Source organism: Brotonthovivens ammoniilytica, assembly GCF_025566885.1.
Classification (GTDB): Bacteria; Bacillota; Clostridia; order Lachnospirales; family Lachnospiraceae; genus Brotonthovivens; species Brotonthovivens ammoniilytica.
In genome coordinates this window covers 349,328-374,135 of the sequence record NZ_JAOQJQ010000003.1, presented here as the reverse complement: position 1 = coordinate 374,135, position 24,808 = coordinate 349,328, and the positions used below count along the sequence as shown (strand labels likewise).

The window sequence follows — 24,808 nt, the reverse complement described above, 5'->3', positions numbered from 1 at the left end:
TTTATATATTTTTCACTTTCGCAATATCCACCATGGTAAGCTCATCACTGGCTGTCTCAAGACTTAACGCCAGTGCATTTGCTGTATCCATGGATGTCAGACAGTGCACGCCGGTCTCAATAGCATTTCTCCGGATCAAAAATCCGTCCCTTGACTTATCCCGGCCCTGAGTTGGAGTATCAATCACAAGGTCAATTTTATGCCCCAGAATCAGATCCATAACATTCGGTGATTCCTGGGAAATTTTATTCACCCGCAACGCTTTTACTCCATGCTCCTGAAGATATCTGGCCGTACTTCTTGTGGCATAGATCTTATATCCAAGAGCTTCAAACCGTCTGGCAACACCTACTGCCTCTTCTTTATCTGCATCTTTTACTGTCATAATCATCTGTTTATATTTTGGCAGCTGGATGCCTGCACCTAAAAATGCCTTATATAATGCTTCATTGAAATTTTTTGCAATGCCAAGGCATTCTCCGGTGGATTTCATCTCCGGTCCAAGGCTGATCTCCGCCCCCCGGAGCTTTTCAAAGGAGAATACCGGCATTTTAATTGCTATATAATCAGCTTCCGGCGCAAGCCCGGGCTCATATCCCATCCCCCTTATGGTCTCGCCGATGATCACTCTTGCAGCCAGATCTACAATCGGAATACCTGTTACCTTGCTGATATACGGAACGGTTCTTGAGGATCTTGGATTTACCTCGATAACATATACCTCTTCACCCATGGCAATAAACTGAATATTGATCATTCCCACCACATGAAGCGCTTTTGCCAGACGTTTTGTATATTCCACAATGGTGTCTTTTACATTCTCACTGATGCTTGGTGCCGGATAAACAGAGATACTGTCCCCGGAATGCACGCCGGTTCTCTCAATATGCTCCATAATCCCCGGAATCAGAATATCGGTACCGTCGCAGACTGCATCTACTTCAATCTCTTTGCCCATCAGGTACTTGTCAACCAGAATCGGATGATCCTGGGCATACCGGTTGATCACCGCCATAAACTCTTCGATCTCTTCATCATTAAATGCAATCTGCATTCCCTGACCGCCCAGCACATAGGAAGGACGCACCAGCACCGGGTATCCAATCCTGTTTGCGGCATCTTTTGCTTCTGCCGCCGTATATACGGTATCTCCTGCCGCCCGCGGAATCCTGGTTTCTTCCAGAATCTTATCAAAGAGCTCTCTGTCCTCTGCGGCATCTACATCTTCCGCTTTCGTTCCAAGAATAGGAACACCCATTTTCATAAGGCTCTCTGTCAGTTTGATAGCTGTCTGGCCGCCGAACTGCACCACCGCTCCGTCCGGTTTTTCAATGTTTACAATATTTTCCACATCTTCCGGTGTCAGCGGCTCAAAATACAGTTTATCTGCCACATCAAAGTCTGTGGATACCGTCTCCGGATTATTGTTAATAATAACAGTCTCATACCCTTGTCTTGCAAAAGCCCAGGTACAGTGTACCGAACAGAAATCAAACTCTACCCCCTGACCGATGCGGATAGGGCCGGACCCAAGAACCAGCACCTTCTTTTTCGGGTGTGTCTCCCAAGCTTCATTTTCTCCGTCAAAACAGGAATAATAGTATGGAGTGGAAGCTGCAAATTCCGCCGCACAGGTATCTACCATTTTAAATGCTGCTGTAATTTTATTTTCATACCGCATCTGTTTGATATATTCTTCCGGCTTTCCAGTAAGCTTTGCAATGACATTGTCCGGAAATTCAATGCGCTTTGCTTCTCTTAAAAGTTCAACGGTAAGAGCTTCGCTTCTTAAACGGCTCTCCATCTCCACCAGAATGGCAATCTTATCAATAAACCAGATATCTACCTTTGTAATATCATGGATAGTTTCATAGGAAACGCCCCGGCGGCAGGCTTCGGCGATGACCCAGATCCGTCTGTCATCTACCAGTCTCATCCGTTCTATCAGCTCATCATAAGACAAATGCAGATATTCGTCTGTCACCAGACTGTCCACATGCTGTTCCAGAGAACGAATGGCTTTCATCAAAGCCCCTTCAAAGTTGGTACAGATGCTCATAACCTCTCCGGTGGCTTTCATCTGTGTAGTCAGCGTCCGCTTTGCTGTAATAAATTTATCAAAAGGAAGTCTTGGAATTTTTACAACGCAGTAATCAAGCATAGGCTCAAAGCTTGCGTAAGTCTTTCCGGTAATGGCATTTTTGATTTCGTCCAGTGTATACCCCAGGGCAATCTTTGCGGCCACTTTTGCAATGGGATACCCTGTTGCTTTGGAGGCCAGAGCAGAAGAACGGCTGACACGTGGATTTACCTCAATGACACAATATTCAAAGCTGTCCGGATGCAGAGCATACTGCACATTACAGCCTCCGGTGATTTTCAGCTCGCTGATAATATTCAGCGCTGAGGTACGGAGCATCTGGTATTCTTTATCGCTTAATGTCTGAGAGGGAGCTACAACAATACTGTCGCCGGTGTGAACCCCTACCGGATCCAGATTTTCCATATTGCAGACAGTAATACAGTTGCCGTTGGCGTCCCGCATTACTTCGTACTCAATTTCCTTCCATCCTGCAATACAGCGCTCCACCAAAACCTCTCCCACACGGCTTAAGCGAAGGCCGTTGGAAAGAATTTCCACAAGCTCTGTTTCATTATGGGCAATTCCGCCGCCGCTTCCACCCAGCGTATAAGCCGGACGCAGTACAACAGGATAACCGATGGTATTAGTAAAACGGATTCCGTCTTCTACATTTTTTACAACCAGGGAGGCCGCACATGGCTCGCCGATTTTTCCCATAGTATCTTTAAATTCCTGACGGTCTTCTGCTTTTCTAATGGTTTCCGCTGTAGTTCCGATAAGTCTGACACCCTGTTCTGCCAGGAAACCAGATTCTGCCAGCTCCATTCCCAGATTCAGACCGGCCTGTCCTCCCAGAGTAGGCAGAACGCTGTCCGGCTTTTCTTTTAAAATAATTTGTTTTAAAACATCCACAGTTAAAGGCTCTATGTAAACCTGATCTGCAATCTCTTTATCCGTCATAATCGTTGCCGGATTAGAATTAACCAGGCAGACTTCAATACCTTCCTCTTTCAGAGACCGGCATGCCTGGGTCCCCGCATAGTCAAATTCAGCCGCCTGCCCGATGACAATTGGCCCCGAGCCGATAACCAGTACTTTTTTTATATCCGGATTTTTAGGCATTTTTGTTTCCTCCCATCATTTCAATAAATCTGTCAAACAGGTAACTGCTGTCCTGGGGGCCCGGACAAGCCTCCGGGTGAAACTGCACCGTAAAAATATTTTTTCCTGTATATTTTAAGCCTTCATTTGTACCGTCGTTGACATTAACAAATGCCGGCACAGCTACAGAAGGATCTAAGTTTTCAGTATCTACTACATAACCATGATTTTGTGATGAGATATAGACACGATTATCTGCAAGATCTTTCACCGGATGGTTTCCCCCGCGATGCCCGTATTTTAATTTGTGGGTATCTGCTCCGTTTGCTAACGCCATCAGCTGATGACCAAGACAAATTGCAAAAATCGGTATATCGGATGCGTATAATTTCTTTAATTCTTCGACAATACCCCGGCACTCTTTCGGGTCCCCGGGTCCGTTTGACAGCATGATGCCGTCAGGCTGATCAGCCAGAATTTCATCTGCAGGAGTGTGAGCCGGATAAATAGTCACCTCACATCCTCTTTTTACTAAAGACTCTGCAATGTTTTTCTTTGCCCCAAAATCCATCAGAGCTACTTTGTAACTGCCCTTTCCTGTTACTGTTTTTTTGCTGCAGGTAACTTTTTCTACCACTTTACCAGTACTGTAAACTTTCAGTTTCGGAATAATTTCACTTACATTAAAAGCTTCATTGGTGGTTATCATGCCGTTCATGGTACCTTTTTCTCTTAAAATCTTTGTAAGAGCTCTGGTATCTATACCGGCGATTCCGGGAATATCGTATTTTAACAGAAAATCCTGAATGGTTCCCTGGCATCTGAAGTTGCTTGGAAGCCTTGATAACTCCCGCACAATATATCCGTCGGGCCATGGTTTTTCTGATTCCATATCCGGAGTAATTCCATAATTTCCAATTAAAGGATAAGTCATAACAACCGCCTGTCCCGCATAGGACGGATCGGTTAATACTTCTAAATAACCTGTCATAGACGTGTTAAATACAATCTCACTGATGACTTCTTTTGCGGAGCCGATACTAGTTCCCGTAAAAACTGTGCCATCTTCCAGAATAAGAAATGCTTTCATCTTTTCTCTCCTTGCCCTTTCTGTGAATCTACCTGTTAATGAGCAAAAAAAAAGAGTGATCTCTTTTTTTCCTGGGCACCCGGATTACAGATGCCCAAATTGAATAGAGTTTATCACACTTTTTTTTCTTTTTCAATAACCTGACTCAATTTTTTCTGCATTTTAATAACGATTATATCACTACACTAAAACTGTCTTTTTATCCGTCCGGGCCTTTTATTCTTCTGCGGCCTGGCGAATTCTTCCTTCCGCCTTAAAGTTTTATATTTTTAAAAGCTTCTGCAAAGGCATTATTTACCGGCTCTTTTGCTTCTTTCTGCTGCTTTTTCAAATAGTTCTGCACATCCCGTTTAGAAACTCCGGCTCCTTCTTTTTTCCGGCGCTCCTGGAATTTGCTTAAGCGCTCCTTGTATCCGCAGGCGCAGACAAAGGTTGAGGCCTCCCCGCTTCCAACCATCTCCATTTTTTTGTGGCACTGAGGACAGCGGGCATTAGTGACTTTAGAGACAGTCTGCCGGTATCCGCAGTTTCTGTCCTGACACACAAGCAGACGGCTGTTTTTTCCATTCACGGCCAGCAGACGTTTTCCACAGTCTGGGCAGATTTTATTTGTCAGATTATCATGCCGGAAAGTCCCCTGGCCTTTTTTGATTTCATCTACCAGTTCCACCGTATAAGTTCTGATATCATTCATAAACTTCCGATCAGACAGCCTTCCGGCTGCAATATCAGAAAGCTTCATCTCCCACTGGGCTGTCAGCTCCGGCTTTCTTAAATCCTCCGGAACCAGTTCAAGCAGCTGTCTTGCTTTAGCTGTGGTATATATTTCTTCGCCTTTTTTCTCAAGGAGAAAACCGGAAAACAGTTTTTCAATAATATCCGCTCTGGTGGCAACAGTTCCAAGACCGCCGGTCTCGCCTAGTGTCTTTGCCATCTGTTTATCTCCGCTCTCCATATATTTCACCGGATTTTCCATGGCGGATAAAAGTGTCGCCTCATTAAATCTGGCAGGAGGCTTTGTCTTGCCTTCTGTCCGGCGGATATTGGAAACCAGCAGTTCCTGCCCCTTTGTAACGGCAGGCAGATCCTGTTTTTTTAATTCCTCTTCCTCATCATCCTCAGAAGGATTTTCATAAACGCTTTTCCATCCGGCGAAAAGCGTCCTGTTTCCTCTGGCCCAAAAGCTTTCTCCTGCAATTTCTCCTTCCAGCGTCGTCTCCTCATACTCATAAGGCGGGTACAGCACAGCTAAAAATCTGCGGACAACCAGATCGTAAATTTTCTTTTCTTCGTTGCTCATATGCAGATAGGAGGGCGCCTGCTCCGTGGGAATAATAGCATGATGGTCGCTGACTTTACTGTCATTTACAAAAGATGCGCTCTTTTTTATCTCCTGCTTTAACAGCGGAGCCACAAACGCCCGGTAAGCGCCGGAATTAACAGCCTGAAGCCGTTCTTTTATAGTTCCCACTACATCCGACGTCAGATAACGGGAATCTGTTCTTGGATAAGTTAACACCTTATGATTTTCATACAGCCGCTGCATAATATTCAAAGTTTCTTTTGCGGAAAATCCGAATTTCCGATTCGCCTCCCGCTGCAGCTCAGTAAGATCATATAACAGAGGCGCCGGTTTCTTTTTCTTTTTGGCATCTGTCTTTACAAGCTTTAGTTTCTTTCCGCTGATTTTTTTCTCAATCTCCAGAACCCGTTCCTTTTGAAAGGTCCGGTAGCTTCCGCTCTTTTCATCTCTCCAGGTAAAGCTGATTCCCTCTGCCAGCACAGACAGGCCGTAATAGGACTTTGGTATAAACTTTCTGATCTCCTCTTCCCGTTTGGCGATCATTGCCAGTGTGGGAGTCTGTACTCTTCCGCAGGACAGCTGGGCATTGTGCTTACAGGTCAGCGCCCGGGTGGCGTTTAACCCCACCAGCCAGTCAGCCTCCGCCCGGCAGACAGCCGCATGGTACAGATTATCATACTCCCTGGCATCTTTCAGCCTGTCAAATCCCTGCCGGATCGCTTTATCTGTCACAGAAGAAATCCACAGACGTCTGCAGGGCTTGTGGCTGCCTGCCGCCTTTAAGATCCAGCGTGCTACCAGCTCTCCCTCCCGGCCGGCATCTGTGGCAATTACGATTCCTGACACATCTTTTCTGTGAAGCTGGCTCTTCACCGCCCGGTACTGTTTTGCAGTCTGGCGGATCACCTCTGTATCCAGCTGCTTTGGCATCATGGGCAGATCTTCCATCTTCCAGTCTTTATATTTTTTATCATAATGCTCCGGATCCGCCAGGGTAACCAGATGGCCAAGCCCCCAGGTTACAATATATCGGTCACCCTCTAAGGCTCCCTCCAGCTTCTTTAAACACTTTAAAACTCTTGCAACATCGCGGCCCACTGACGGTTTCTCCGCAATTACTAAAACTTTTCCCACTTTTTATCCTCACTTTTACTTAAATAAATATTGATATTTCCTTTTTTGCATACGCAATAATTCAAAAACCCGATCTAAAATACGCTGGTCATAATAACCAGAAAATTTGTCTAATTCCTGTCTTGCAAATTTTAAATCATAATAAAACTCTAATTTTGTCCCATACAGCTCTTCGGCTGCATCCAGTTGTTTATCAAAATCTATACTAAATGGCTTGGCCTGTATTTTTTCCATACATCTTTCGATTGGTATATCAATGGAAAAATCCATCCTTGTATCCGCCAGCAGAGAAAGGCCATTATCAAAATATGGACATAAACGATAGCAATCCTGCTTGCTGTCATATATTACTGCCATATTATTTGTGTGCCTGTCTTCATTCAGGAAAAATCCATCTATTGTCAATTCTTCTGCTAAGTAACTGCCAAAATTATTAATATGGCAGATCTCTTCAACCAGAGATACAACATATTGTATCCTTTCTTCCACCAGGGCAAAACCGGCCAGCTTTTGTGCGAGACTTTCTCCTGTATACTGACGATGCAAATGTTCCATGGTCACCAGTTCTTCATTTTTCTGAAGAAAGCTTTTACTTTTGCATCCTAAAAATCTCTCATTCTTAAAAATTATTTCTACAGGATCATATGTTACATACAGATCTGCATTAGATCTTTCCAACATCCTTGAAACTATAACTTCTGCCAGCGCTTCATATCCCATATGATCAGCTTTATACCAGATTCCATCCTGCTGCCACTTCATCTGGTCTCCTTTAGAAGAGCCTCCCAACACCGCCATCTGAGGATTCGATGTGACTGTCACTTTTTCCATTCTGCGCCTCCAAAATCTTTTTTATAAAGAATTTTTAACCAATGATGATCTTCCGCCATGCGCCCTTTTGTTTTTTCTATAATCTGAAGCGGATCATAGGAATCTATGCCAAGCTCCTTTAGCATCTCTTTTGCATTGGCCCGGGTTCTTGGAAAACAACGGCTTTCTAAAAAATATTCAAACTGTTCCCAGTCAGGCTTCTCTACAACTCCAAATGCCTTCCATAAAACCCTGTCTGTTTGATTCTCAATATATATTTGTTTATGTTTGAAATCTATATTTATAATCGTACACAGCTGTTCATCATGCATAAACTGAATCTGCATTGTAATATCCGGATTATGCTCTGTTCTATTTTCCATATATCATTTCCTCTCTGTCAGAAAACTGCCTCATCAATGATCTTTTGCAGATCCTGTATAAACTTTGATGTATGATAGCCGTCAGCCGCTGCGTGGGCAATCGTTACCGTAAAAGGCATTTTCATACGCCCGCCCTCTTCCTGATACCGGCCAAAGGTCAGAATGGGAAATAAATTCGGCCGCGAATCTACGCAGGCTGTATGATAACCGGAATAATTCAGCCACGGGACACAGGAAATGCAGAAAAAATTCTGTGGCTGCCCTGCTTTTACCTTAACCCCTTTTTTCTTTCCATACAAAGCCATATCCGCTGTCATTGACTGATAAAAAGCAGAAAAGGATTCGTCATAAAAGGTCCACAAATCAGAAAAGGTATGATCATCTTCATGAAAAATCGTGTAACTAGGATGCATCACATCCCAGAATCCCGGATTGCCTTCTGCATCCGTACCCATCCGGAATTCTCTGGCTGCATTTACAGCTCTTGCCGCGCAGTACACAAAAGCGGGATAGAACTTCAGATGTTTTTCTTTCACCTTCTTTTGTAATGCAGTCACATCCAGATCAGCCGTAATACTGTACACACATTTTAATTTTTCATCATAATACTGATAATGCTCTCTCCGCTCCCAATGTTCCATATCTATTAATCGAAACATCCTGTACCCTCCTTCTTTCTGCTTCTTCTGACTATCCTGACAACCGGTAAATCTGATCAGCCTGCCCTTCCAGTTTTATTTTTGTATTATTGTCTATTATAACAAAAATCTGATTGGCAGGGGATTTAATATATAACGAATATCTTGCATTTGGTATAAAAGAATGTGCAAAGCACATTCTCCGCCTGCGGCGGGTCGCTTTTGCGACATGATTCCATTCCGCCGCAGTGCGATCCTCAGCGGAGCGTTTTTTTGCTCTATAGGAATCGGTACTTTTCAGCTTTATCACAACACAGTATTTCCTATGGAGTAAAAAAACACGCCCAAATGCCCTGCATTCCGGCGTGTTTTTTCTTTTTCTTACTGTACTACTGAATTTTTGTTTTTCCGCCCATATACGGCTGAAGCGCTTCCGGGATATTCACAGTACCGTCTTCATTCAGGTTGTTTTCCAAAAAGGCAATCAGCATTCTTGGAGGAGCTACAACGGTATTGTTCAGTGTATGTGCAAAATATTTCCCGCCTTTTCCTTTAACACGGATTTTCAGACGTCTTGCCTGAGCATCTCCAAGATTGGAACAGCTTCCCACTTCAAAATATTTTTTCTGGCGGGGCGACCATGCTTCCACATCAATTGATTTTACTTTCAGGTCTGCCAGATCTCCGGAACAGCATTCCAGCGTACGTACCGGAATATCCAGAGAGCGGAACAAATCTACTGTATTCTGCCACAGCTTATCAAACCACATGGGTGATTCCTCAGGCTTACATACAACGATCATCTCCTGTTTTTCAAACTGATGAATCCGGTATACACCTCTCTCCTCAATTCCGTGAGCACCTTTTTCCTTTCTGAAACATGGAGAATAGCTTGTAAGGGTTTTGGGCAGAGCTTCTTCTTCTATAATTGTATCTATAAACTTACCGATCATGGAATGCTCAGAAGTACCGATAAGGTACAGATCCTCGCCTTCAATCTTATACATCATGGCATCCATCTCTTCAAAGCTCATAACACCGGTTACCACGTTGCTTCGAATCATAAACGGCGGGATACAGTAGGTAAATCCCCGGTCAATCATAAAATCTCTGGCATAGGCCGTCATTGCAGAATGCAGTCTTGCGATATCTCCTTGGAGATAATAGAAACCATTTCCTGCAACCTTTCTTGCCGCATCCAGGTCAATTCCATCAAATTTTTCCATGATTTCCGTATGATACGGAATCTCAAAATCAGGAACCACGGGCTCCCCGTACTTTTGCACCTCCACATTTTCACTGTCGTCTTTTCCGATTGGAACAGAAGGGTCAATGATATTTGGAATTGCCATCATATCCTGTCTGATTTTTTCCTGCAGCTGTGCTTCCTGCTCCTCCAGCTCTTCCAGCTTTTTGGCATCCTTAGCAACCTGCTCCTTTAAGGCCATAGCTTCTTCTTTCTTTCCCTGAGCCATCAAAGCTCCGATCTGTTTGGAGATCTTATTTCTGTTGGCACGCAGATTATCAGCTTCCTGCTGTACGGCGCGGGCTTTTTCATCCAGTTCAATGACTTCATCCACCAGAGGCAGTTTTCTGTCCTGAAATTTATTTTTAATGTTCTGTTTTACAATTTCGGGATTTTCTCTTAAAAATCTAATATCTATCATAATATTTTCCCACTCTGTCTTCCCTTCACAGAGCTCTTTTCCTTCCTGCTTATTTTAACGGATACTTGTCTGTCAGACTTTTTACAAGAGCCTGGGCTTTTTCTACACCGGCTTCACCCTCTTTAATTACCAGGGCAATGGCCTCTGCCACAGTATCCATATCCTCCGTATTTAATCCCCGGGATGTTACCGCAGGTGTCCCAAGACGAAGACCACTTGTTACAAACGGAGATTTTGGATCATTCGGAATTGTATTTTTATTAGCAGTAATATGTGCTTCATCCAGCAGCTTTTCCACTGCTTTTCCGGTGAGGTCAAAAGTTGTCAGATCTACAAGCATCAAATGATTGTCCGTTCCCCCGGAAACAATCTTAATTCCTCTGTCCATCAGTCCTTTTGCCAGAGCCTGGGCATTATCAAGAATATTCTGCTGATAAACTTTAAAACTGTCGTCTAACGCCTCCTTAAAGCATACTGCCTTTGCGGCAATAACATGCATCAGAGGACCTCCCTGAATCCCCGGAAAAACAGCTTTATTGAAATTAAAATTATTCTTTTCCATAGATTCTTTGGAAGCAAGAATCATGCCGCCTCTTGGGCCCCGCAGAGTCTTATGTGTTGTAGTAGTCACAACATCCGCATAAGGCATTGGATTTGGATGCAGCCCCGCTGCAACCAGTCCCGCAATGTGAGCCATATCTACCATCAGATATGCACCGCATGCATCGGCTATCTCACGAAACTTTTTAAAATCAATGGTTCTTGCATATGCGCTTGCCCCAGCAATAATCATTTTTGGCCTGCATTCCATGGCAGTTTTCATAACTTCTTCGTAATCAAGAAATCCTTCATCATTGACGCCGTAAGGAACAATATTAAAATAAACACCTGAAAAATTCACAGGACTTCCGTGTGTCAGATGTCCGCCGTGATCCAGATTCATACCCATAACGGTATCTCCGGGCTTCAGCAGTGAAAACTGTACCGCCATATTTGCCTGAGCGCCGGAATGTGGCTGCACATTGACATACTCTGCTCCATACAGCTTTTTCGCACGCTCTATGGCAAGCTCCTCTACTACATCCACACAGCCGCAGCCTCCGTAATATCTTTTTCCTGGATACCCTTCCGCATATTTATTTGTCATAATACTGCCCATAGCAGCCATTACTGCAGGACTTACCCAGTTTTCAGAAGCAATTAATTCAATATGGCTGTTCTGTCTGTCCATCTCATCCTGGATGGCATTGTACACATCCACATCCACTGCTTTAACTTCTTCAAGTGAATACATTGTTATTTCCTCCGTTTATTCTCATGCAGGCGGCTGCATGGCAGCCTCGCATATTTTTACTTATTTTTGCCTATTCTGTCTCATTATAAGCAATCTGAAAGCCAATGTAAAGCAGACATTCGCAATTCAGTTTCTCCTTTTGCGCTGCTGCCTCAGCACATAATCCAGGAAAGCAGCAAGATCTGAAGGACCAGTATAACCGGAATGCCAATAACAAATTTCAGATGTTTTGTTTTATGCCGGAATGCATACATCCCCGCCCAGGTTCCCAGACTGCCAAACAGCAGGCTGACAATAAAAAAAGTTTTTTCCGAAATTCTCCATCTGCCGTGCCTGGCCCGGCGTTTATCTGCTCCCATCAGAATAAAACCTGCAAAATTAACTGCCAGCAGATAGATTCCCGCTGCCATTATAAAACTGTCCCTTCCAAAATAAAACCATTCTGTGTTATTCAATACTCTTTAATGCCTCCACCATATTAATTCGGTCCAGAATCCGGTTTGTAACAAGATCTACAATCAGCGCAAAGCAAAAAGAAACCACTGCTGCAATTACATAACTGACAGGATGTATAGATGCTGCAAACTGAATAGACGGCATATTCAGCACCCCTGCAAGGACATTGCCAAGTACATGCCCCAGGGGCAGCCCAAGACAAATTCCCATAGCCGTCAGTATTAATGTCTCTTTGTTTACATAAGAATGCACTTCTCTGTCATAAAAACCAAGTACTTTTATCGTGGCAAGCTCCCGGATCCGCTCCGAAATATTTGTTGTGGACAGCGTAAACAATACTACAAATGCCAGTCCTGCCGCAAGAATCAAAATCACATAAACTACCATATTCACAAGATAAAATGCTGCGGAAAAATCCGTTTTCATCTCCTCAGTGCTGACTGCTGATACAATCCCGTCTAACCGGCTTAAATTCTCAGTATAAGCTGTCTGATCCTTACATGCCTCTGAAAAATGCGCTAAAACTCCGTTCGGTTTATATTCATCAAACAGATCCTCATAGGTCTTCTGGGTCATATAAACTGTATTTCCCAGATAATTCTGAACAATCTGGGTCACCTGCACGCCTGCCTGTTCCAGCCCGGAAGTCTGAATATAAACCGTATCTGAACGGTCAAAGTCAAGTACTCTGGATGCATTCTGGGTAATATAAATCTCCCCGTCTTTGAGCTTTAGCTTTTCACCTGCCAGACTTTCCAGCCTGATATACGTATCCAGAGATTCTCCCTTTGGCACTGCAATCAGCTGGAGCTTTTCTTCTTTCCCCTGCTGATTTTTCACTTTTACGGAATCCGTCAGCACATTTATATAATCTTCCACCTCTCCCTCTGAATCCAGATAGGACAGCAGTTTTTCATTATCATCCGCCGCAGCGGCGGCTAAAAGATCGTACTGATAAATCTGCTCATACTGCTTTGGCAAAAGATCTGATACGGTATCTTTAATAGTAAACCCGCAGATCACCAGCGCAGTACAGCCCATAATTCCGGAAACTGTCATAACAAGACGTTTCTTATACCGAAACAGATTCCGCGCCGTTACTTTATTTAAAAAGGAAAAACGCTTCCACAAAAACGGCATTCTCTCCAAGAATACTTTAGAACCTGCGTGAGGCGCCTTTGGTCTCATTAACACCGCAGGCATCTGTTTTAACTCCATCCGGCAGGCATAAACCGCTGCTCCCGCTATTCCAAGCAAAAACAGCAGCAGACCTCCAAGGCCGTAAAACAGATGAAACCGAAGGAAATACTCCGGCAGCAGATACATGGTATCAAATATAATAAAAATGATCTTCGGCAGCAGAATAAATCCGCACAGATCTCCGATAATGCCTCCTAGCAGACAGGCTGCCACCGCATAAACAATATATTTCCGGCGGATTTCACCACTGGAAAATCCAAGAGCTTTATATGTGCCGATAAGCCCTCTTTCTTCCTCCACCATACGGGTAATGGTTGTCAGCCCGATCAATACCGCTACAATTAAAAACACTACCGGAAATGCAGTTCCAAGGGCCTCTATGGAACCGGAGTCGCTTTGAATATTGCTGTAGCCGCTTAAGGAACTGCGGTCCTGCACATACCACTGAGCCATATCAATATCCGCAATCTCTCTGCGTGCCTCAGCAATTTCTGTCTCCGCCTCCTGCTTCTTATCATAAAACTCTGCTTCCTGCTCCTTTAACTCTGCCTCGCCGTCTTTTAGCTCCTTTTCACTATCTTCCAGCTGCTTTTTCCCATCTGCTATCTGATCTTCCGCCTTTTCTTCCTGAATCTTAAGCTCATCTTCCCCGTCTTTTAGCTGCCGCTTCCCCTCTTCAAGCTGCCGGCGGCCTTCCTTAAGCGCCGCTTTTCCATCCGCAAGCTCTGCTTTTTGTTCCTTTATGGTTTCCCATGCCTCAAAAAACTGTGCATCTGCCGCTTCCTGCTGTTTTTCCAGCTGTTTCTGGCCGTCCTCAATCTGTCGTGAGACCATCTGAAGCTGTCCTATTCCCAAGACCAATGCATCCATAGACGTGGGCAGTTTTTCCAGCTCCTGCTTCTTCGCATTGAAAGCCTCTAACTGTTCCTGATAATCGGAAGCCTCTGGGTTTAAGCCTGCTATCTGTTCCTCAAGCTGATATACCATAAGGTCTGTCTTGGACTGCAGGCTTTCTAAAAACTGTTCCTTTTCTTTCTCTCCGTCTCCCGTTTTTACTGCCGTCAAATACGCCTGCCATTCCTTTTTTGGCCACAGCGGCCCCAGCATTCCGGCAGCCTGGCCGGCCTGTTCAGACAGCGTATTGTATGCCTGCTTTGTCTGCTCGGCCTGCAAAAGAAGCTCCCCGGCAGCCTGTTCAAACTGCTCTGCAGCGGATTTCTGTTCCGTTTCCAGCTCTAGCTCTGCTGATTTTAACTGGCTCTCTCCCTGCTTTAACTCTGCTTCTGACTGTTCCAGCTTTGTCTCATTTTCTCTGATTTCAGCCAGTCCATCCTCCAGTTTCCGGCGCGCTTTTGCAAACGCTTCCTTTGCCTGCTCCTCCTGTAAAAGAAGCTGCTCCTGACCATGGGTCAGCGCCTGGCGTCCATCTGATATTTCATTCCAGGCCTCTTTGATCTCTTTTTCTGCCTTACTAAATTCATCATCCATTTCCTGCTGGGCATCATCTGCTTTTGCATTTGCTTCGCCTGTTACAGAATCATACCTTGCCTGTTCTCTTTGAGATTTAATTTCTGTTTCAATCTTTTGGACAACCTCATCCACCCGATTCTGATACTGTTCCGAATAGCACTGGTAATCCTTTGTATCAGACAGTGTTAGATAAACGGCTGTATAAACTTCACTGCTGACAGCGCCTGCGGGAACAAAAAAAGTATAATCTGCAGATGAAGACGCCCGAAAAGACGCTGAACCTTCCGCACTGTTTACATTGGCAGCATCAATGACAACACCAGTAATTGTATATGAAAGATGTTCAAATACCGGCTCTGCTTGGGCATCCTCCACTTCCCGCTGCGAAAATTCCACCGTATCCCCCACTGACTTACCGGTTTCACTGATGTAATTCTCCGTAACCGCAATCTCATCCTTTTTCACCGGAAGTCTTCCCTCCAGCACATATGGTTCATTCATCCCCTGACTGCTTAGCACTTTAACTTCAGCACTTCTGTGCAGGCCATCCGTCTGTGTATCTACCGTTTCACTGTAGGAGCCTTCCGCCGCTTTTACCCCATCCATCCGGGAAAGTACATCTACATCATCCTCTGTCAGACCCAGTGTGGAAACCACACTGATGTCATATAGATTCTGAGTATCATAAAACCGGTCAGCAGAATAACGAAGATCCGCACAGGCCGCCGTCACACCGGTCAGGGTAGTGACGCCCAGCATAGTAATCAGCAGAATCGAAAGAAATCTCTTTTTTTCATTTTTTACAGTACGCCAGATATCTTTCCTATATGCCTTCTTCATAGGAATCACCACTCAATCTCCGCAATGGGCACCGGATGCTCATTGCAGGTTATTTCTACAATTTTTCCGCTTTTAAAACGAATCAGCCGGTCCGCCATAGGCGCCAGCGCCGAATTATGAGTAATAATAAGGACTGTTATTTTTTCTTTTCTGCAGGTATCCTGCAGCAGCTGCAGAATCTGTTTTCCGGTGGTATCATCCAGGGCTCCCGTAGGTTCATCACAGAGCAGTATCTTTGGATTCTTGGCAATGGCCCGTGCAATGGAGACGCGCTGCTGCTCTCCTCCGGAAAGCTGTGCCGGAAAGTTATCCATTCTTTCGGTAAGCCCTACTTTTTTTAATGTCTCTACTGCATCCAGAGAATCCCCACAGATCTGTGAGGCCAGCTCCACATTTTCAAGAGCCGTCAGATTGGGAACCAGATTATAAAACTGAAAAACAAACCCGATATCGGTCCGCCGGTATCCGATCAGCTGCTTTGTGCTGTATTCAGCGATATTACACCCGTCTACCAGCACCCGCCCTGAAGTAGCAGTATCCATCCCGCCTAAAATATTCAAAGCCGTCGTCTTTCCAGCCCCCGAAGAGCCGAGAATCACTGCCAGCTCTCCTTTTTCTACAGTAAAAGAAGCATCATCCAGAGCTTTAATGGATGTCTCCCCTGTCCGATACTCTTTTATTACATGATCAAACTCTATATACGCCATATATCTATCCTCCATAACAGGACAACCTGTTGTCTGGTAATAGTATACTGTACTCAGAACCGGACCATCAATCAACAGTTGCAGGAGGAGTGTTGAAAAATATCTAGCAATTTCACAACATGAAACAGGCTCCTGCCTGACAACAAATAAGGCTCTGTGCAATTTCTCACACAGAACCTTATTCTTTCATACTGTATTGTTTCTTTTACATACTTTTTATTTTTTCTTCTTTTTCTTTCCGCTCTCCGGCACAATCTCATCCGGCAGTCTGTTCTTCCCAAATCTTGTCTTAAAGACATACCATAAAGCGCCGGTAATACATACCGAAGCATATGCGCCGCAGACAATACCCACCATCAGCGGTGTGGCAAATTCGCGGATAGATGAAACTCCGAAAATAAAGAGCACAAATACCATAATAAATGTTGTCAGTGACGTATTGATACTCCTAGATAATGTCTGCGTAATACTTGCATTTACTATCTCTTTCAGCTCGCCCTTTGTTCTGGCCGCTTTCACCTTAAGATGCTCACGAATACGGTCAAAGATAACAATGGTAGCATTTACTGAATAACCTACTATGGTCAACATGCAGGCAATGAAAGTATTTCCCACGGATGTCCGTGACAGCACATAAAAGGCAAATACAATCAGCACATCATGAAGCAGGGCAATAACCGCACTGCCGGCAAATCTGAGATCTTTAAAGCGGAACCAGATATAAATCAGCATACATACAGTGGCAATGCCCACCGCCCATAGGGCATCTGTCTTCATCTCATCACTGACTGTTGAGCTGACATTAGCAGATGTAATCTCTTTTTCATCTACCCCGAAGTTTTCAGACATCGCCTTATTAAAGTCTTCCCTCTCATCTAAAGACAGATCTCTTGTCTTGATAATCACAGCATTGCTGTCCTGAACCTTCTGTGTCTGAATATTCGCGTCTTTTGTAATATCTTCCACAACAGGAACAATCTTTTCGTCAATTTCTTCAATGGAATAATCTTCATTAAATGTAACGGTAGTGGAAGTACCTCCCACAAACTCAAGACTATAGTTTAAGATATTGCCATCTGCTGATTTATGGTATCCCATGCCTGCAAATCCAATCACAATTACCGCAATGGAAATCACAAAGAACAAACCGCGTTTGCCAAGAAAATTGATGGGTTTCCGGTCTTTTTTCTCACCATAGAATTTCTTATCCTGAAATCCCATGCCATACAGCGCTTTTAAAATCCAGCGGGTAATAAACAATGCTGTAAACATGGAGAATATAATACCGATAGCCAATGTGCTGGCAAATCCTTTTACTGTTCCAGAGCCTCTAAGTCCCAGCACCGCCGCCGCAATCAGTGTTGTAATATTTCCGTCTAAAATTGCGGACATCGCCTTGCGGAACCCCGTCTGTACGGACTGTGAAACACTTTTTCCAGCGGCAATCTCTTCCTTTACTCTGGCAAAAATAATGACGTTTGCATCCACAGCCATACCAATAGATAGTATAATACCTGCTATACCAGGCAGTGTCAGCGTAATGTCATATAAATGCAGAATTGCCAGAATGATTCCTGTATAGATCAACAGCGCAATTGCTGCTGCAAGCCCCGGAATCAGATAAAACACAATCATAAAAATCATGACAACAATCAGACCAATTGCTGCTGCTTTAATACTTGTGGAAATGGCTTCCGAACCAAGCTTTGCACCAACCACCTCTGACTGCAGCTCCTCAAGCTCCAGTGACAGAGAACCAATCCGAATGGTGGATGCCAGATTTTCAGCCTCCTCATAATTTGCCATACCGGTAATCTGAGCTTCACCGTCTGTAATAGCGCTCTGAACAGTAGGATTGCTGATAGTCTCCCCGTCAAATACAATTGGCAGGGTCTTGCCGATGTTGGCACTGGTAACATCGCCAAATACCTTTTTCCCTTCATCCGTCAGTTTCAGTGAAACAATGTACTCTTTGGCTCCGGTTGTCTGATCCTGATAAGTTCCGGCCTGAGCATCTGCAATCATATCACCGGTCATAAAAGCCTCACCGTCGCTGGTCTGAAATTCCAGTGAGCCAGGCTGTCCAAGCTCTTCTAAAATATCATTGGCATCTGTAACCCCCGGAATCTCCACAGCAATCCGGTTATCTCCAACCTGATAGGCCTCTGCCTCTGTACTGTATCCCTCCACACGTTTCTGCAGCTTGTACACAGTATCTTTCATATCCTCTGCTGAAGGTTTCTCATCTCCCACTACCTGATAGGTAATGCTGACGCCGCCGGACAAATCAAGGCCCAGCTTCACTCCTGCATCGCTGTCTTTTGCCATGGTTCCTTTAACAATGCCAAAGGAATAATAGCCAAGCGCTGCCACAATTGCAAGGAATACGACAAATACTATGACTGATTTCTTTTTCTTCATATTATTTGATCCTTTCTATGTAACTACTCCGCCATAGCGGCTTTTATCATAATCGCGCATTCTATCCGTTTTTTCTGCAGTTCGCAGCCGATATCATATGCGTCATTAATACTTCCATGGAAATTATAAGAATTGGCCGCGCAGCCTCCGCTGCAGTAAAATTTTGCGAAACAGTTTCTGCATTTTTCTTTTGCATAGACATTGCAGCACTTAAACTCGTCTCTAAGTTCGGTATTTCTAACTCCCTCAAAAACCGTTCCCATTTTAAATTCTTCATTTCCAACAAACTGATGACACGGATAAAGATCTCCCCAGGGAGTAACCGCCAGATACTCTGTCCCCGAACCGCAGCCAGATAACCGCTTGGCCACACAGGGCCCCCCTTCCAGATCAATCATAAAATGAAAGAAATTAAAATCTTTTCCTTCTTTTTTGCGCTGCACCATTTCGGCGGCCAGTTTATCATACTCATGAAATAAAGTTTCAAGGTCTTCCTCCCGGATCGCATAATCCATATCGGCAGGGGCAACTACCGGCTCCACAGAAATCTGCTGAAATCCCAGATCTGCCAAATGCAGCACATCATCGGCAAAGTCCAGGTTGTGATGGGTAAAGGTTCCTCTCACATAATATCTGTCCTGATTTCTGCTCTCTGCAAATTTCTGGAATTTAGGCACAATCAGATCATAGCTTCCTTTACCATTTCGAAACGGACGCATATAGTCATGTACTGATTTACGCCCGTCAATACTTAAAACCACATTGGCCATCTCACGGTTGGCAAACTCCATAACGTCATCGTTTAACAACACTCCGTTTGTAGTCAGGGTAAACCGGAAATTTTTATCATGAATTTTTTCCTGCTCCCGCCCATAGGCAACCAGATCTTTGACTACCTGAAAATTCATCAGCGGCTCTCCGCCAAAGAAGTCTACTTCCAGGTTCCGGCGGCTCCCGGAATTGGCAATCAAAAAGTCCAAAGCGGCTTTTCCCACTTCAAAACTCATAAGATCTCTGCGGCCATGATACTCGCCTTCCTCCGCAAAACAGTACCGGCAGGCCAGATTACAGTCATGAGCAATATGCAGGCACAGTGCCTTTACTACCGTGGGCCGTTTTTTGAAATCCATGATATAATTTTCATACTCATCTTCCGTAAACAACTGCTGTGAATCTGCCAGTTCTTTTACTTCCTCATAGCATTCTTCAATCAGCCTTTCAGGATACCGGTCCTTTAACTTACAGACAATGCCTTCCTTATCATGTTTTTCATACAGAGCAATTACGTCATAGGTAGTATCATCCACAACATGAATGGCTCCGCTGTTAACATCCAAAACAATGTTAAACCCATTGTTTTTATACTGGTGAATCAAAACTTTCGTTCCTCACTTTCTCAAATTGTTTCTGCCAAACGCACAAAGACCGTATGCACTCATACGGCCCTTTTGTTTGTTTTATGTAATTACTTCTGCACTGCTATTTCTGGCTCTCACAGCTTTGATTTCCTACTGTACAGGAAGTCTTGCATGCTGACTGACAGGATGTCTGACATTCACCGCATCCGCCTTTTTTTACTGTTTTCTGTAATCTTTTTGTATTTAATGTTTTAACATGCTTCATAATTCAAAAGCTCCTTTCATACATAAATAAGTTATTGGAAGTATAACACAATTTTTTTTATAAAGAAAGTATTTTTCTGAAATTGATTCTGCATAAAAAGAATGTGCAAAGCACATTCTCCGCCTGCGGCGGGTCGCTTTTGCGGCATGACTCCATTCCACCGCAGTGCGATCATCAGCGGAGCGTTTTTTGCTCTATAGGAATCGGCACTTTTCAGCTTTATCACAACACAGTCTTTCCTATAGAGTAAAAACCCTGAACTTAACGTTCCCCTTTGCTGATCATTCCTCCCAGCATTCCGGCACAGGCACACATCACCCATACAGTAGCCATTCTTACTAGATTTTCGGGCACTCCATGATTCATGGCAGCAGAACCGGCAAATAAAATCAGAAAATATACGGTCCCGGAAAACAATCCCCATAAAAACTTATGTCTTCCCATTCTTTTTCCGATTACAAGCCCTCCGATAAGCCCTGTTATTATGTATACAGCAATAATACCCGCTGATACAAATTTTTCATTCAGCTGGAACTTGTACAAAAGCAGAGCAAGCACCAGCAGCATTACTCCTGTGATTACGTACATCAATAACAGCGTGCTTAAAATTTTTAAACCTTTCCCTTCCTGTCTGATCGTTTTTTCCATAATCATTCCTCCTGTTACTATATATATGTCAGACTTTCAGGATATATGATACTTTTCATGCAATTATTGAAATTATTTTGCATTTGCCATTTTTTACATTTTACGATATAGTGAAAAGACATATTACTTTTTGTACATGATATATATGTAAATTTTTAAATACGAGGTGATTATTTGAATCCGGCCATTCTATTTCAGCTTATTATACTGGTTGTACTGCTTGCGTTATCTGCATTTTTTTCATCTTCTGAAACAGCGCTGACAACCTCTAATAAAATACGTATGCGTTCTCTTGCCGAAGCAGGAGATAAACGCGCGGAAATGGTATTAAAAGTAACTGATAACTCACAAAAAATGCTCAGCGCAATTCTAATCGGAAATAACATCGTGAATATTTCTGCATCTTCTCTGGCAACCACACTGGCCATTCAGCTGTTTGGCAATGCAGGAGCCGGTATTGCTACCGGCATACTGACCGTTTTAATATTGATTTTTGGTGAAATTTCTCCTAAGACAATGGCAACTATCCGTGCAGAAAAAATTTCCCTCCGGTTTGCCAAAATTATATGGATTATCATGAAAATCATGACGCCCGTTATTTTTATTATTCAGGCATTGGCTATGGGCCTTTTAAGACTTCTGGGTGTTCAGGCGGATGAAGCACAAAAAACTATGACAGAAAGCGAACTGCGCACCATCGTAGATGTTGGCCATGAATCCGGCGTCATTGAAACAGAAGAAAAAGAAATGATCAACAATATGTTTGATTTCGGCGACACTCAGGCAAGGGAAATCATGGTACCTAAAATTGATATGACCTTTGCCCAGGCAGACAGTTCATATGAGGAGCTGCTTGCAATTTTCCGCCAGGATAAATTCACCAGAATTCCGGTTTATGAAGAAAGTCCTGATGACATCACAGGAATTTTAAATGTCAAAGATCTTCTTTTATGTGAAGACAAAGACGCATTCTCTCTGCGGAATATACTGAGAAAACCATATTTTACTTACGAGCAGAAAAATACTGCTGAATTGCTTGTAGAAATGAGAAGCTCTTCTATTAATATTGCTATTGTTCTAGATGAATACGGGGTTACCTCCGGCCTTATTACAATGGAAGATCTGTTAGAAGAAATTGTAGGAGATATTCAGGATGAATACGATGAGGAAGATGACAATCCTGTTGTAAAAATATCTCCCGCAGAATATCTGGTGGAAGGCTCTATGAATTTGGAAGATTTAAGCGATATGCTGGGAGTAAATTTTGAATCTGATGACTATGACTCCATCGCAGGGTATATGATCGGTCTGCTGGATCATCTGCCAAAGCTGCGGGAATCTGTTACTGCCCCCAACGGCGTTTTCCTTCAGGTTTCCATGAAAGATAAAAACCGCATTATTAAAATCTACATGAAGCTGCCGGAAGATCTTGTCAGTGCCTGATAAATTTTTCTGCAGGCTTCTTTGAAAGACCAATAAAACTCACTGCAATACTCTGAAATCCCATTTCCACAGGGGCTTTTCAGGTACTGCTTTAATCGTCCTTTCTCGCTGAGCCATCCAATTCGTGAATTGTACGGAAGCACACAAATCTGTTCTTCCTGGATTCGATAAGTTTGAATCAGCCATGATTTATTCCAGTCTGACAATTCAAAATAATCATAAATAATAAAAATAACATTCCTGTCTGCCCTGTTGAACTGTTCAAAAAAATTCTTAAGCAGGACAGGATCCTGCTTTAACCATACTACAGTCAGATCCGCTTCTCTTAACAGCTTAAGAGACCGCGGATCTTTGTTGTTTTTACAGTCAATGCAGATAAGCTCCGGCCATTGTTCAAATAAATCCGAGAACAGCTCTGTCTTTGAATATTCTGTTTTCCATTCACCGGGACTAAAAAAACTTAAAAGAATACTTTGTTTCATTGGCGCTCCTGTTCTAAAGCGCACATCTGACATGTATCTGGATTTGATAAAATAGATCTGAAATATTCTTAAATTATAACAAATAGCCGACAAATGTAAAGATTTTATTCTGCTACAATAAACGTGGAATAGCCATTTTCACGCAGCTGGTTTTGCAGATCTACCGCCTCTTCAAGAGTCTGAGTGCTTCCCACCCAGACACCGTAATACGGCTCTTCATAATGAATTGTTCCGTCAAATCCCAGTATCTGCAGGCGCTCTAACTGATAGGCAGCATTTACGTCATATTTAAAAAGGCCGGTTTGAACAAAAAACCGATGGGTGGTTTCCACTTCCTGGACTTTAACAGGGAGGGTCAGTTCAATTCCGTTAACCGCCGCCTGAACAATTTCTTCAAACTTTGTATCAAATAGTTCGTTATCTTCTTCACTGTTTATAAATCCAATTTCCACAAGTACCGCCGGCATCTGGGTATTTTTTAAAACTATCAGATCAGGAATTGCTTCTGTTCCCAGATTCCGAAAACCCAGTTTTTCCATTTCCCGGTTTATATTTTCCCCAAGCATAACGGATTCCTCGTTTTCCATATCGCAGACTAGAGCCTGAACGCCCTGATACAGATTGTCTTCAATGGCAGAATTTCTATGAAAAGAAATAAAAAACTGCCCTCCCATCTCATTGGCCCTCTGTGCCTTCTGATAGGGAGATTCATAAATATCCTCCGTTCTTGTATATCCCACCGGATACCCGGCCTGTTCCAGTTTTTCACCTACTGCCAGCGCAAGCCTCAGCACCTCATCCTTTTCGTTTCTTTCCCGAAAGACTGCTCCGTTGTCAAATCCACCGTGTCCGGCATCTAATATGATCTGTACCGCCATATAGTATCCTCTTTCCGTTTTCTTTATAATTTTCAATATATGCCTGACATTCCATATTAATACATTTCCGCTTTTCTATTATTGACAAACCTATCGTTTTTTTTTATACTTCTTGTATATTATTTTGATTATCAAACTAAAATGAAATGGTGATACATATGCGAGCACAAATTATAGGTACAGGAAGCTATCTTCCTGAAAATATTGCAACAAATGATTTTCTTTCTACAATTGTAGATACAAATGATGAATGGATCAGCAGCCGTACCGGCATCCATTCTAGACATCTTGTTTCCGAACATGAAACATCTGCTTCTATGGCATATGAAGCAGCAAAAAAAGCTCTGGATGACGCTCATATGAAACCGGAGGACCTTGACCTGATTATTGTGGCCACCTGTACGGCAGATACTCTTGTTCCAAGCACTGCCTGCGATATACAGGGGCGTCTTGGAGCGGACAGGGCAGCTGCATTTGATCTAAATGCCGCATGCTCCGGTTTTATTTATGCCCTCAGTACGGCAGACTCCTTTTTTCAGTCAGGAATGTATAAAAATGCACTGCTGGTTGGAGTTGAAACATTGTCAAGAATTGTTGACTGGAACGACCGGTCTGTCTGCGTACTCTTTGCCGACGGAGCAGGCGCCGCCGTGGTAGAGGCTGCCGACACAGGTCTTATGGCCTGTTCCCTTGGAAGCGACGGAAATAAAAGCAACGCTTTAATTGTGAAAAACAGAGAAAATCATAATCCTTTTGTCCCTGAAGAAAAACCAATGGATTTTCTGTATATGAATGGCCCGGAAGTATTTAAGTTTGCGGTAAAAACGGTTCCTAAAAGTATTCTTAAAACATTAGATGACGCCGGACTGACACCGGAAGATGTAGATTTATTCCTGCTTCATCAGGCAAATTTAAGAATTAACCAGTCTATTGCACACAAATTAAAAATTTCCATGGATAAATTTCCATGTAACATGGACCACTGCGGAAACACCTCCGGTGCCTCTATTCCACTGCTTCTGGATGAAGTTCGTCAGAAAGGGATGATTAAATCCGGAGATACCATTGTTCTGGCCGGATTCGGAGCCGGACTGACCTGGGGAAGCGCCGTTCTAACCTGGAAATAAAATTATACCG

19 protein-coding genes are annotated in these 24,808 nt (G+C 43.5%); 2 read left to right on the top strand and 17 right to left on the bottom strand.

Features of this window, described 5'->3' with window-relative positions:
- Position 1 precedes the first annotated feature (1 nt).
- The 15 genes from carB to OCV88_RS09625 all read right to left on the bottom strand — a co-directional run bounded on the left by carB (position 2) and on the right by OCV88_RS09625 (position 20,868).
- Complete coding sequence (carB, locus tag OCV88_RS09695) at positions 2-3,205, bottom strand: carbamoyl-phosphate synthase large subunit (RefSeq protein ID WP_158425307.1); 3,204 nt, start codon at positions 3,203-3,205, stop codon at positions 2-4.
- Positions 3,198-4,274 carry a carbamoyl phosphate synthase small subunit gene (locus tag OCV88_RS09690; protein WP_158425306.1) on the bottom strand — a complete coding sequence of 359 codons (1,077 nt, stop codon included), beginning with the start codon at positions 4,272-4,274 and terminating at the stop codon, positions 3,198-3,200. The genes carB and OCV88_RS09690 overlap by 8 nt, the downstream gene beginning before the upstream one ends.
- Positions 4,275-4,527: 253 nt before the next feature.
- A complete protein-coding gene (locus tag OCV88_RS09685; RefSeq protein ID WP_158425305.1) occupies positions 4,528-6,711 on the bottom strand; it encodes a DNA topoisomerase III in 2,184 nt (727 codons plus the stop codon).
- Positions 6,712-6,726: 15 nt separating this feature from the next.
- The gene (locus OCV88_RS09680; RefSeq protein WP_158425304.1) at positions 6,727-7,542 is read right to left on the bottom strand and encodes a HipA domain-containing protein; all 816 of its coding nucleotides are present in this window, start codon (positions 7,540-7,542) and stop codon (positions 6,727-6,729) included.
- Positions 7,530-7,904, bottom strand: coding sequence for a hypothetical protein (locus tag OCV88_RS09675; RefSeq protein ID WP_158425303.1), 375 nt, complete (start codon positions 7,902-7,904; stop codon positions 7,530-7,532). The genes OCV88_RS09680 and OCV88_RS09675 overlap by 13 nt, the downstream gene beginning before the upstream one ends.
- A gap of 17 nt (positions 7,905-7,921) precedes the next feature.
- Complete coding sequence (locus tag OCV88_RS09670) at positions 7,922-8,563, bottom strand: chloramphenicol acetyltransferase (RefSeq protein ID WP_158425302.1); 642 nt, start codon at positions 8,561-8,563, stop codon at positions 7,922-7,924.
- A gap of 368 nt (positions 8,564-8,931) precedes the next feature.
- Positions 8,932-10,209 carry a serine--tRNA ligase gene (serS, locus tag OCV88_RS09665; protein ID WP_158425300.1) on the bottom strand — a complete coding sequence of 426 codons (1,278 nt, stop codon included), beginning with the start codon at positions 10,207-10,209 and terminating at the stop codon, positions 8,932-8,934.
- A gap of 49 nt (positions 10,210-10,258) precedes the next feature.
- On the bottom strand, positions 10,259-11,503 hold the full coding sequence (gene glyA, locus OCV88_RS09660) for a serine hydroxymethyltransferase (RefSeq protein WP_158425299.1): 1,245 nt from the start codon (positions 11,501-11,503) through the stop codon (positions 10,259-10,261).
- Positions 11,504-11,655: 152 nt separating this feature from the next.
- Positions 11,656-11,958 (bottom strand): DUF1294 domain-containing protein, encoded by a 303-nt coding sequence (locus tag OCV88_RS09655; RefSeq protein WP_317258616.1) that lies wholly within the window; start codon positions 11,956-11,958, stop codon positions 11,656-11,658.
- Positions 11,951-15,469, bottom strand: a complete 3,519-nt coding sequence (locus OCV88_RS09650) for an FtsX-like permease family protein (RefSeq protein WP_158425298.1) — start codon at positions 15,467-15,469, stop codon at positions 11,951-11,953. The genes OCV88_RS09655 and OCV88_RS09650 overlap by 8 nt, the downstream gene beginning before the upstream one ends.
- A gap of 5 nt (positions 15,470-15,474) precedes the next feature.
- Complete coding sequence (locus OCV88_RS09645) at positions 15,475-16,176, bottom strand: ABC transporter ATP-binding protein (RefSeq protein ID WP_158425297.1); 702 nt, start codon at positions 16,174-16,176, stop codon at positions 15,475-15,477.
- A 216-nt stretch (positions 16,177-16,392) separates the two neighbouring features.
- Positions 16,393-18,597 carry a protein translocase subunit SecD gene (gene secD, locus OCV88_RS09640; protein WP_158425296.1) on the bottom strand — a complete coding sequence of 735 codons (2,205 nt, stop codon included), beginning with the start codon at positions 18,595-18,597 and terminating at the stop codon, positions 16,393-16,395.
- 23 nt (positions 18,598-18,620) lie between these two features.
- Complete coding sequence (gene scfB / locus OCV88_RS09635) at positions 18,621-19,973, bottom strand: thioether cross-link-forming SCIFF peptide maturase (RefSeq protein ID WP_158425295.1); 1,353 nt, start codon at positions 19,971-19,973, stop codon at positions 18,621-18,623.
- Between the two features lie 103 nt (positions 19,974-20,076).
- Positions 20,077-20,220: a six-cysteine ranthipeptide SCIFF gene (scfA, locus tag OCV88_RS09630; RefSeq protein WP_158425294.1), complete on the bottom strand. Its 144-nt coding sequence runs from the start codon at positions 20,218-20,220 to the stop codon at positions 20,077-20,079.
- Between the two features lie 261 nt (positions 20,221-20,481).
- Entirely contained in the window at positions 20,482-20,868 is a 387-nt protein-coding gene (locus OCV88_RS09625) for a TIGR04086 family membrane protein (RefSeq protein WP_262591116.1), read from the bottom strand.
- A gap of 174 nt (positions 20,869-21,042) precedes the next feature.
- Here OCV88_RS09625 and OCV88_RS09620 point away from each other — a divergent pair, with 174 nt between their 5' ends.
- The gene (locus tag OCV88_RS09620; protein ID WP_158425292.1) at positions 21,043-22,311 is read left to right on the top strand and encodes an HlyC/CorC family transporter; all 1,269 of its coding nucleotides are present in this window, start codon (positions 21,043-21,045) and stop codon (positions 22,309-22,311) included.
- Here the strand turns inward: OCV88_RS09620 and OCV88_RS09615 are convergent.
- Positions 22,275-22,793: a hypothetical protein gene (locus tag OCV88_RS09615; protein ID WP_158425291.1), complete on the bottom strand. Its 519-nt coding sequence runs from the start codon at positions 22,791-22,793 to the stop codon at positions 22,275-22,277. The genes OCV88_RS09620 and OCV88_RS09615 overlap by 37 nt on opposite strands.
- A gap of 104 nt (positions 22,794-22,897) precedes the next feature.
- Complete coding sequence (locus tag OCV88_RS09610; protein ID WP_158425290.1) at positions 22,898-23,671, bottom strand: N-acetylmuramoyl-L-alanine amidase; 774 nt, start codon at positions 23,669-23,671, stop codon at positions 22,898-22,900.
- Positions 23,672-23,829: 158 nt separating this feature from the next.
- Between OCV88_RS09610 and OCV88_RS09605 the strand changes: the two genes are divergently transcribed.
- A complete protein-coding gene (locus OCV88_RS09605) occupies positions 23,830-24,798 on the top strand; it encodes a beta-ketoacyl-ACP synthase III (RefSeq protein ID WP_158425289.1) in 969 nt (322 codons plus the stop codon).
- The last annotated feature ends 10 nt before the right edge of the window (positions 24,799-24,808 follow it).